The sequence below is a fragment of the Subdoligranulum sp. APC924/74 genome (assembly GCF_003324125.1).
GTDB classification, from domain to species: domain Bacteria; phylum Bacillota; class Clostridia; order Oscillospirales; family Ruminococcaceae; genus Gemmiger; species Gemmiger qucibialis.
This window is the reverse complement of sequence record NZ_PSQF01000098.1, coordinates 1-9,052: the sequence shown is the minus strand read 5'-3', so window position 1 is coordinate 9,052 and position 9,052 is coordinate 1. Positions and strand designations below refer to the sequence as shown.

General features: G+C 58.1%; 9 protein-coding genes and 2 riboswitches. Of the genes, 6 read left to right on the top strand and 3 right to left on the bottom strand.

Annotation, left to right across the window (positions count from 1 at the left end):
• Nucleotides 1-102 precede the first annotated feature (102 nt).
• Nucleotides 103-723: a DUF1643 domain-containing protein gene (locus tag C4885_RS14005; RefSeq protein WP_114000929.1), complete on the top strand. Its 621-nt coding sequence runs from the start codon at nucleotides 103-105 to the stop codon at nucleotides 721-723.
• A gap of 278 nt (nucleotides 724-1,001) precedes the next feature.
• Nucleotides 1,002-2,180, top strand: coding sequence for a pyridoxal phosphate-dependent aminotransferase (locus C4885_RS14000; protein ID WP_199488122.1), 1,179 nt, complete (start codon nucleotides 1,002-1,004; stop codon nucleotides 2,178-2,180).
• A gap of 234 nt (nucleotides 2,181-2,414) precedes the next feature.
• On the opposite strand, the gene thiM is transcribed toward C4885_RS14000, so the two are convergent.
• Both thiM and thiW read right to left on the bottom strand, forming a co-directional pair.
• Complete coding sequence (gene thiM, locus C4885_RS13995) at nucleotides 2,415-3,191, bottom strand: hydroxyethylthiazole kinase (RefSeq protein WP_114000928.1); 777 nt, start codon at nucleotides 3,189-3,191, stop codon at nucleotides 2,415-2,417.
• A gap of 16 nt (nucleotides 3,192-3,207) precedes the next feature.
• On the bottom strand, nucleotides 3,208-3,726 hold the full coding sequence (thiW, locus tag C4885_RS13990; RefSeq protein WP_114000927.1) for an energy coupling factor transporter S component ThiW: 519 nt from the start codon (nucleotides 3,724-3,726) through the stop codon (nucleotides 3,208-3,210).
• Nucleotides 3,727-4,031: 305 nt separating this feature from the next.
• Nucleotides 4,032-4,133: riboswitch (TPP riboswitch) on the bottom strand.
• 66 nt (nucleotides 4,134-4,199) lie between these two features.
• Nucleotides 4,200-4,303, top strand: a riboswitch (TPP riboswitch).
• Between the two features lie 65 nt (nucleotides 4,304-4,368).
• On the opposite strand from thiW, the gene thiE reads away from it, so the two are divergent.
• From thiE to cytX, 3 genes are all read left to right on the top strand, one after another.
• Entirely contained in the window at nucleotides 4,369-5,001 is a 633-nt protein-coding gene (gene thiE / locus C4885_RS13985) for a thiamine phosphate synthase (RefSeq protein ID WP_114000930.1), read from the top strand.
• Between the two features lie 136 nt (nucleotides 5,002-5,137).
• Nucleotides 5,138-5,950, top strand: coding sequence for a bifunctional hydroxymethylpyrimidine kinase/phosphomethylpyrimidine kinase (thiD, locus tag C4885_RS13980; protein WP_114000926.1), 813 nt, complete (start codon nucleotides 5,138-5,140; stop codon nucleotides 5,948-5,950).
• Complete coding sequence (gene cytX, locus C4885_RS13975) at nucleotides 5,947-7,122, top strand: putative hydroxymethylpyrimidine transporter CytX (protein WP_114000925.1); 1,176 nt, start codon at nucleotides 5,947-5,949, stop codon at nucleotides 7,120-7,122. Before thiD ends, cytX begins: the two co-directional genes overlap by 4 nt.
• A 209-nt stretch (nucleotides 7,123-7,331) precedes the next feature.
• On the opposite strand, the gene C4885_RS16550 is transcribed toward cytX, so the two are convergent.
• Complete coding sequence (locus C4885_RS16550) at nucleotides 7,332-7,649, bottom strand: hypothetical protein (RefSeq protein WP_158538915.1); 318 nt, start codon at nucleotides 7,647-7,649, stop codon at nucleotides 7,332-7,334.
• A 135-nt stretch (nucleotides 7,650-7,784) separates the two neighbouring features.
• Between C4885_RS16550 and C4885_RS13970 the strand changes: the two genes are divergently transcribed.
• Nucleotides 7,785-8,789, top strand: coding sequence for a nucleoid-associated protein (locus tag C4885_RS13970; protein ID WP_158538914.1), 1,005 nt, complete (start codon nucleotides 7,785-7,787; stop codon nucleotides 8,787-8,789).
• Nucleotides 8,790-9,052: the final 263 nt, after the last annotated feature.

Genomic DNA, 9,052 nt, shown 5'->3' with positions numbered 1-9,052 from the left:
TTGGCAACGCAGATGCCGTGCCGCAGCTGCCGGAGCGGTGCTTAAGCCGCAAGGCGGGAATTGTGCGGTGTTGCCTTAACTGTACCTCAGGAGGTTTCTTGTATGCATATCCCAAAAGGTCCCACCGCCGGGCTGGAACTGGCGCTGTTTGAACCCGCTTTGCAGGCGGCGCTGCAGCCTTCCCCGGATTATGATGCGGCCCGCTGGCTGTATGTGCCCAATACCTACTCCGAGTACCGTTACATTTTGGGCACCCGCGGCAAAAAGCCGCTGATCTGCGTAGGTATCAACCCATCCACCGCGGCCCCGGATGCCCTGGATCCCACCTTGCAGAGCGCCCAGCGCATTGCCCTGGCTAACGGGTATGACAGCTTTTTGATGTTCAACGTGTACGCCCAGCGCGCCACCCGCCCCGATGATATGGAGCATGCGCTGAACCCCGCCCTGCACGCGGAAAACCGCAAGGCGTTCCGGTACCTGCTGTCTTTGTCGGACCAGCCTGCCGTGTGGGCGGCGTGGGGGAACATCATCCTGAAACGGGATTACCTGATGGACTGTATGCAGGATTTTGCCGCCGACGGCAAAGCGGCAGGCGCAAAGTGGTACACGGCAGGCCCGCTGTTAAAATCCGGCCAGCCGCACCACCCGCTGTACTTAAAAAAGGATACGCAGCTGCTGGACTTTGATATTGATGCCTATTTGTGCGCTCAGCGTGCAAAGTGAGATAGAGCAATACCAGATGATTCCCGCTGTATCGGCGCTTAGGGCAATACCGCATAATTCTAAGTGCCGATACGGCGAGCGAGGTGCGGCAGATGCTAAGCCAAAAGCGCAGATAATACTGGATGTCTTATCGAGCATTTTGGCAACGCAGATGCCGTGCCGCAGCCGCCGAAGTGGTGCTTAAGCCGTCAGGCGGGAATTATGCGGTATTGCCTTAGAATGATTTGGTATTGCCGGATAGAGGATAACCCCAGGCTTGGGAGAGGAGATAGAAAATCATGGCATTTGAAGTGGAATTTTCAAAACGGCTGGACCTGTTCGGCGCGGAAATTTTTGCCGCCCTGAATGATAAAAAGGTGGCCCTGGAAGCACAGGGCAAAAAGTTGTACAATCTTTCGGTCGGTACCCCGGACTTTGAGCCGATGCCGCACATCAAGCAGGCATTGTGCGATGCCGCCATGGTGAGCGAAAACTGGAAGTATTCCCTGCGGGACCTGCCGGAACTGCTGAATACCGTGTGCGCTTATTACAAGCGCCGCTTTGATGTGGACGGCATAACCCCGGACCAGATCATGAGCTTTAACGGCAGCCAGGACGGCATGGGCCACATGGGCCTTGCCCTGCTGAACGACGGCGATGTGGTGCTGCTGCCGGACCCCTGCTACCCGGTGTTCATTACCGGCGTCAAGCTGGGCGGCGGTGTGCCGTACTACTATCATCTGACCAAAGAGCATAACTTCCTGCCCAATGTGAAGGAGATCCCCGACGATGTGGCTGATAAGGCCAAGATGATGATCGTATCCCTGCCGGCCAACCCGGTGGGCAGCGTGGGCAGCCCGGAGCTGTACCAGGAAATCGTGGATTTCTGCAATGCACATAAGATTCTGCTCATCCATGATAACGCCTACAGCGATATCATCTTTGATGGTGCCGTGGGCCACAGCATCTTCAACATTCCCGGCGCCGAGACCTGCGCAGTCGAGTTCTTCTCCCTGAGCAAGAGCTTCAACGTGACCGGCGCGCGCATCAGCTTTTTGGTGGGCCGCCGCGATGTGATTGCCGCATGCAAGAAGCTGCACACCCAGATCGATTTCGGCAAGTTCATCCCGGAGCAGAAAGCCGCCATTGCCGCTATGACAGGCCCGCTGGAGCCCATCAAGGCCCAGTGTGCCGAATACCAGCGCCGCCGCGACGCCCTGTGCGGGGGCTTCCGCTCCATCGGCTGGGATGTGCCGGACAGCCATGGCTCCATGTTCGTCTGGGCACCGGTCCCGCAGGGGCACGGCACCAGCATGGAGTTCTGCATGGAAATGATTGAAAAAGCCGGCGTGATCTGCACCCCCGGCTCCAGCTTTGGTCCGTCCGGTGAAGGCTACGTCCGTTTTGCCCTGACCCTGCCGGTGGAAAAAATCACCGAAGCCGTCCAGGCTGTCAAGAACAGCGGCCTGATTGGGTAAAGCAGGCAAACGGGGAAGTAATACATAAAATATAGAGCAATATAGAGCAAGGCCCGATACCGTGCGGTGAGATTCACCCCGGTATCGGGCCTTGCTGATTTTTGTTTGTGTTAGGGCAGGGGAGCAGCGGGGTCAGTGACCCCGCCCCTACAAAGAAGGCAATGGTTTTATCAGTCACTAGCAGGGTACGGGGGGAAAAAACGCACTTGTACAACTAAGTTGCCACCATAAAAATTATTCCCCGGCAAATACTTCATCCGTCATGCTGCCCGCCGCGTCAAACAGCGCCACGCGGAAGCTGCCCGCCCCGGCGGCATGGTCCTCAGCCTGCTCGGCGCAGGATTTCCAGAACCGTGCGGCCTGCACGGCAGCGGTAAAGGCATCCCCCGGCTGTACGGCGGCAAACGCCCCACACAAAACGGAAAGCATACACCCGGCCCCCGTCACGGTGCGCATCCGGTCGCTGCCGCCGCGCACGGTGCAGAGCTGCTGACCATCGGCAATCAGGTCCTCGGTGCCGGAAAGCAGCACCACACACCCCAGCTTTTGCGCCAACGCTGCGGCCAGCCCGGCGGGCGCTTTGGGGGCGGTCAGACTGTCTACCCCGTGCTCGCTGCCGCCAAGGCCCAGCAGGGCGGCGGCCTCCCCGGCGTTCACCCGCACAATGGCGGGCTGCACCTGCTGCAAAAGGCTCTGGATGTTTGCCAGCCGCCAGGGGCTTGCGCCCACGCCCACCGGGTCCAGCACGACAGGGATGCTGCGGCGGTTTGCCGTGGCACCGGCGGTGCGGGCGGCGGTGAACTTGGCTTCGTCCGGGGTGCCGGTGTTCAGCACAACGGCGCTGGCCAAAGCGGCAATGTCGGCCATTTCCTGCGGGGCCTGGGCCATGATGGGGCTTGCCCCGATGGCTAGCGCCAGGTTGGCGCAGTCGTTGGCAGAAACAATGTTGGAAATGCAGTGCAGAAGCGGGTGCTGCGCCCGGATGGCAGCCAGCGGTGCGGATACGGACATAAATACAAACCTCGTGTTACTTGTTCAGGGCGTTCTGCATGGATTTCAGGGTGCCGTTCTTTTCCAGTGCAAACAGGATGATGCCGGCAATGATGGAACCACCCACGGTGGAAACCAGGAACGGCACAATGTAGGCATAGAACGCAATGTCACCGGCGGCCTTGCCCATAAACAAGATGGCAACCGGCCATGCCAGCAAACCGCCGATGATGCCGGTGCCGAACACCTCACCAATCAAAGTGGGCAGAAGCTTGTGGGTTTTGTGGTAGACAATGCCGCACAGCAAAGCGCCGCACATGCTGCCGGGGAACGCCATCAGGCTGCCAAGGCCCAGCAGGTTGCGCAGCAGGCTGGCCACAAATGCGGCACCAACGCCGTACCAGGGCCCCAGCAGAACGGCGCACAGTACATTGACCATGTGCTGCACCGGCGCGCACTTGCTGCCAAATACAGGGAAAGAAAACATGCTGCCAACAACAGCAACGGCACACAGAACACCGGCCAGAGCCAGCTTTTTGGTATTGGACTTTTTCATATCGAGTACTCCTTTTTCAATATAACAAAAAAGCGGAAGGCTGCCGCAGGCATCTGCCGTCAGCCGCCTTGTACGGGCGCAGCGGGCAAACACTTCTCCCCGCTGTTCGGTCGAAGCTTGCTGGCTTCCTCTCACGCCGGAACACGGCTTCCCATCGCTGAATCACAAAGCTCCGGGCGCTCCCCCGCAGCTTCGGGCACAATGCCTGTTTTCCTTCCTTTCCCCTAAGGCGGCCCAACGGGTCGGCCCTGATATGATACAAAAAAGCAGGGGCCCAACGCGGAGCCCCTGCAAAAAAGACAAAACAAAACAGTTGAAAGTCTTCCTACGGTGGCATGGTCCACATCAGGTATTAAGGGTCGAAGCAGCGCTTCCTCTCAGCCAAAAAGGCTCCCCTGATTTCGTTACCCATCATAAACACTTACGGGAATTTTGTCAAGGTCTTGTTTTTATCCGCAAAAAGGGGTATGATAGTACCCGTTATGGGGAGCCACTATGGCTGAGAGGGAACAATCGGTTCCGACCCGATGAACCTGATGTGGGTAATGCCAACGTAGGGAGAATGCAACATTCGTGTACAAAACGGGTGCGCCTTTTTCCGGCGCGCCCGTTTTTGTTTTGCCTTTTTTGGAGGTTTTGTTTATGAAAGTTCTGCCGCAGCAGCTGCGCCTGTACGCTGTGACCGACCGCACCTGGCTGAACGGCCGCCGCCTTGCCGATGTAGTGGCCCAGGCCATTGACGGCGGGGCAACCTTTGTGCAGCTGCGGGAAAAATGCCTGGACGAACACGACCTGCTGGCCGAAGCCGAGGAACTGTCCGCCCTGTGCCACTTCCGTCATGTGCCGTTTGTGATTGATGATAATGTCGAGATTGCTTTGGCAGCCGGGGCGGACGGCGTGCATGTGGGCCAGAGCGATATGGCCGCTAAGCGCGCCCGCGCCCTGCTGGGGTCGGATAAGATTTTGGGCGTATCGGCCCATAACGCTGCCGAAGCGCTGGCCGCCCAGGCCGACGGCGCGGACTACCTTGGCTGCGGCGCGGCCTTTGTGACCGGCACCAAGCTGGACGCCCACCCTGTTACTGCTGAAACCATGCGCGCGGTAACGGCGGCGGTCAACATCCCCGTTGTAGCCATCGGCGGCATTGACGCCGCCAACCTGCTGCAGCTGCAGGGCAGGGGGCTGGCCGGTGTGGCCGTTGTCAGCGCCATTTTTGCCCAGGCCGACCCCTGCGCTGCCAGCCGGGAACTGTACCGCCTGGCCGGGCAGTTATAATATGACCTTGCAGCTTTGGGGTGTTCGATACATCCTATCGCTGTTGGTGCGCTGTGCATTGGGGGCACCACCTTGCACGGCGGATATTTTTACCTGATGCTGAACCACGCCCGATACGGGCAACAGGAGGAAAAACATGAGAACAGCATTGACAATCGCTGGCAGTGACTCCAGCGGCGGCGCCGGAATTCAGGCCGACATCAAAACCATGACGATGAACGGCGTGTTTGCCATGAGCGCCATCACCGCCCTGACCGCCCAGAACACCACTGGGGTGACCGGCATCCTGAATTCAACGCCGGAATTTTTAGCGCAGCAGCTGGATGCCGTGTTTACGGATATCTACCCGGATGCTGTCAAGATCGGTATGGTCAGCTCTCAGGAGCTGATCCGCGTGATCGCCCAAAAGCTGCGGCAGTACGGCGCAAAGCATATCGTGGTGGACCCCGTGATGGTGGCAACCTCCGGCGCAGCCCTGCTGGAACCGGACGCAGTTACCGCGCTGGAAACTGAGCTTTTGCCCCTGGCGGAAGTCATTACCCCCAACATCCCCGAAGCGGAGATCCTGTGCGGCCACAGCATTAAGACGGCTGCCGATATGGAAAACGCCGCTAAAGAGATCAGCCAGAAATTTGGCTGCAATGTGCTGTGCAAGGGCGGGCATAACCTGAACGATGCCAACGACCTGCTGGTGCTGACCGATGGCAGCGCCGCCTGGTTCAACGGCCAGCGCATTGATAACCCCAACACCCACGGCACCGGCTGCACCCTGTCCAGCGCCATTGCCTCCAACCTGGCAAAGGGCTATGATCTGGAAACCGCTGTGCGCCGCGCCAAGGCGTATATTTCCGGCGCATTGGCCGCCATGCTGGACCTGGGCCATGGCTCCGGCCCCATGAACCACGCCTTTGCATTGGATAACGAGTGGAGCAAGGAGGCCGAAGCATGAAAAAGACTTCTGTATTCCAAAACAGCCTGATCTGGTTCGGCGCTGGTGTTTCCATTGCTGAGATCCTGACCGGCACTTACTTTGCCCCCCTCGGCATGGCCAAGGGCTTTGCCGCAATCCTGCTGGGCCATCTGATCGGCTGCACCATGATGTTCTTTGCCGGTCTCATCGGCGGGCGCACCGGGCTTTCCGCCATGGAAACCTCCAAGCTCAGCTTTGGCAAAAAAGGCAGCCTGTGGTTTGCCGCCCTCAACGTGCTGCAGCTGGTCGGCTGGACAGCCATCATGATTTATGACGGCGCGCTGGCGGCAAACGGCATTGCCGGTGTGGGTGCCTGGCTGTGGTGCCTTGTTATCGGCGCATTGATCCTGGTCTGGATTCTGATCGGCCTGACCGACTTGGGCCGCATCAACCAGGTGGTTATGGTGTTGCTGTTCGTGCTGACCCTTGTCATGTGCAAGGTCATCTTCTTTGGCGGCAACGGTATCATGACCGCGCAGGATGATTCCCTCAGCTTTGGCGCTGCCGTGGAGCTGGCCGTTGCCATGCCGCTGTCCTGGCTGCCGCTCATCAGCGATTACACCCGCGAAGCCGAAAAGCCCTTTGCCGCTACCCTGGCCAGCACTGTTACTTACGGTGTTGTTTCCTGCTGGATGTACCTCATTGGCATGGGCGCTGCCATCTATACCGGCCAGAGCGATATCGCCCAGATCCTGCTGCAGGCTGGCCTTGGAGTGGTCGGCCTGCTGATCGTGGTGTTCTCTACCGTCACCACCACCTTCCTGGATGCTTGGAGCGCCGGTATCTCTGCCGAGACCATCGCCCCCAAGTTCAAGGGCAAGCAGGTCGCTTTGATCGTGACCGTCATTGGCACCGTGGGCGCGATTATTTTCCCCATGGATGATATCACCGATTTCCTGTACCTCATCGGCTCTGTGTTTGCCCCGATGATCGCCGTGCAGATTGCCGATGCTTTTATCCTGCATTCGGATGTTTCCGCCAAGGAGCTTTCCGCTTCCCGCATGATCATCTGGCTGGTGGGCTTTGTGATCTACCGCATCTTGATGAACATTGACTTTGTGCTGGGCAATACCCTGCCGGATATGCTCATCACCATGTTCATCACCGTGGTGTGGGGGCTGTGCGTGGAAAAGAACAAGAGCAAGGCATAAAATAAGAAATCCCCATAAAATGCAAAAGCAGAGCTGTCAAAAGCTCTGCTTTTTTCGTATACACGCCAAATGGTATTTTATCCCTGTAGGGCGGGATGCCCTCATCCCGCCGCAGAGAAACCTTGCCGATTGTGATAAAAGCCGCAAATGATTTGTAGGGGACGATGCTAGCATCGTCCCGCTGCCGGGCCTTGCCGCAAACCCTGCACTCAATAAATCGCTTCCTCCCTCCAATGTGCCAGGCGGTGCACCGTTTCGTCATCCTCCACCCAGCCCTCCACGGGGCTGGCGGCGGCGTTGGGGGCGTAACTCTGCATCACGCCGGGGCTGCGCCCGGCCAGGTATTCCCGCGCGTTTTTCTGGCGGGCGGGCACCGGCGGCTGGCCGCAGCAGTCCGGCTTGGCGGGCTCGGCCTGCTTGGGTGTGTGGGCGGGCTGTTTGCGCAGGTCAATAATGCTGTTGGCGGTGTTCTGCTGCGTTTGGCCGCGGGCGGTGCCATCCGCCTGATGGGTGATACGGGTACTCATTCTGCATCCCTTCTTTCTACCCATCATGATTCCCGCCGCTATGGTCCCTTATGCGGGAAGGCAAAAATTGCCCTGTCCAACTTCGGCAAAATATGCTATACTGATAGTCCAATTCAAACCAAAGGAGCTGCCCCCATGGATGTCAAAATCAATCAGGTCATTTTACATATTCTGGATGCCGGCGCATCGGAACCGGTGCTTTCGGACCGGCCGATGGAGCTGGATGCTGACCTTTATGAATATTTTTCCGTCTGCATTGAAAAGGCATTTGCCAGCGATGACAGCAAAAACTGCCGCTTTCTGCCGGATTCCCCCTTTTTGCAGGAGATGCAGCACAACGATGACTTTATTGACCTTTCGCGCCGTATTGCGGGTGTGATTTTTGAACAGCTGCTGCAATATCAGGGCATCCCCTCCGGTGACCTGGCCGTGGTGGACTGCGCTGCGGATGGTGTGCCGTTTTATGCGGTGCTTAAACTGAACTACCGCCCCGGCTTTACCCATGTAACCAACGTGATGGGCAACGGCCAGTGCAGCACCATTGCGCCGCAGCGCACCCTGCTGCCTGGCAACAGCAAGGCGGACGAAGCCGCGCTGATCGACCGCGCCAACCTGACCATTCGCCTGATTGAAAAAAAGGTGGCGCTGGACGATAAAAAAGACTTTTACCTTTCCACAAAAGTGTTTGCCTGCACCCAGGCCATGCCGGAAAAGGCCAAGCTGAAAGCCGTATGCGAAACCGCTGTGGCCGCCGTGCAGCAGGCCTACCCGGAGCCGGAACAGCTGGACGATGTGCCGCCCTTTGACGGCGGCACCGAAACCGCCGTGGAGCTGCTGGTACGCAACCAGGCGGTGGATAACACCATCTCGGTGGAGGATGTGCGCACCCGCATGGAGGAGCAGTATCCCCTTGCCGTGCCCGCTTTTGAGCAGGCGCTGGCAGATTCCGGCGTGGAGCGCAACGACCGGGTCACGGTCAGCCCGTCCCGCATCAAAAAGCTGGAAAGCCGCAGCTTTAAGACCGAATCCGGTATTGAGATCAAGATCCCCGCGGAACTGTGCAACAGCGACGATGCAGTGGAGTTCATCCACAGCGCAACGGGCGGGCTTTCGCTGCTGATCAAGGACGTTTTGGTGTAAAACTGGCAAATATATTGCCTTTTGAGGGCCGCCCGGTATAGGGCGGCTCTTTTGGTATAGAACAGTAAAAAACAATTTATTTTAATGGAATTTTCCACAAGGATAGTTCAATTTTGCAAATGGACTGCCCACGGCCAACTACTTATAATGGTGGGAACGAAGAGAAAGCTTTATAAGGCAATACCGCACAATTCCCGCCTGACGGCTTAAGCACCGCTCCGGCGGCTGCGGCACGGCATCTGCGTTGCCAAAATGCTCGATAA

What these genes read in the sequence shown, in the direction of transcription:
- thiW (WP_114000927.1), bottom strand. Translation starts at nt 3,726, where the DNA reads ATGAAAAAGTCCAATACCAAAAAGCTGGCTCTGGCCGGTGTTCTGTGT.
- C4885_RS14005 (WP_114000929.1), top strand. Translation starts at nt 103, where the DNA reads ATGCATATCCCAAAAGGTCCCACCGCCGGGCTGGAACTGGCGCTGTTT.
- thiD (WP_114000926.1), top strand. Translation starts at nt 5,138, where the DNA reads ATGAGAACAGCATTGACAATCGCTGGCAGTGACTCCAGCGGCGGCGCC.
- cytX (WP_114000925.1), top strand. Translation starts at nt 5,947, where the DNA reads ATGAAAAAGACTTCTGTATTCCAAAACAGCCTGATCTGGTTCGGCGCT.
- thiE (WP_114000930.1), top strand. Translation starts at nt 4,369, where the DNA reads ATGAAAGTTCTGCCGCAGCAGCTGCGCCTGTACGCTGTGACCGACCGC.
- C4885_RS14000 (WP_199488122.1), top strand. Translation starts at nt 1,002, where the DNA reads ATGGCATTTGAAGTGGAATTTTCAAAACGGCTGGACCTGTTCGGCGCG.
- thiM (WP_114000928.1), bottom strand. Translation starts at nt 3,191, where the DNA reads ATGTCCGTATCCGCACCGCTGGCTGCCATCCGGGCGCAGCACCCGCTT.
- C4885_RS13970 (WP_158538914.1), top strand. Translation starts at nt 7,785, where the DNA reads ATGGATGTCAAAATCAATCAGGTCATTTTACATATTCTGGATGCCGGC.
- C4885_RS16550 (WP_158538915.1), bottom strand. Translation starts at nt 7,649, where the DNA reads ATGAGTACCCGTATCACCCATCAGGCGGATGGCACCGCCCGCGGCCAA.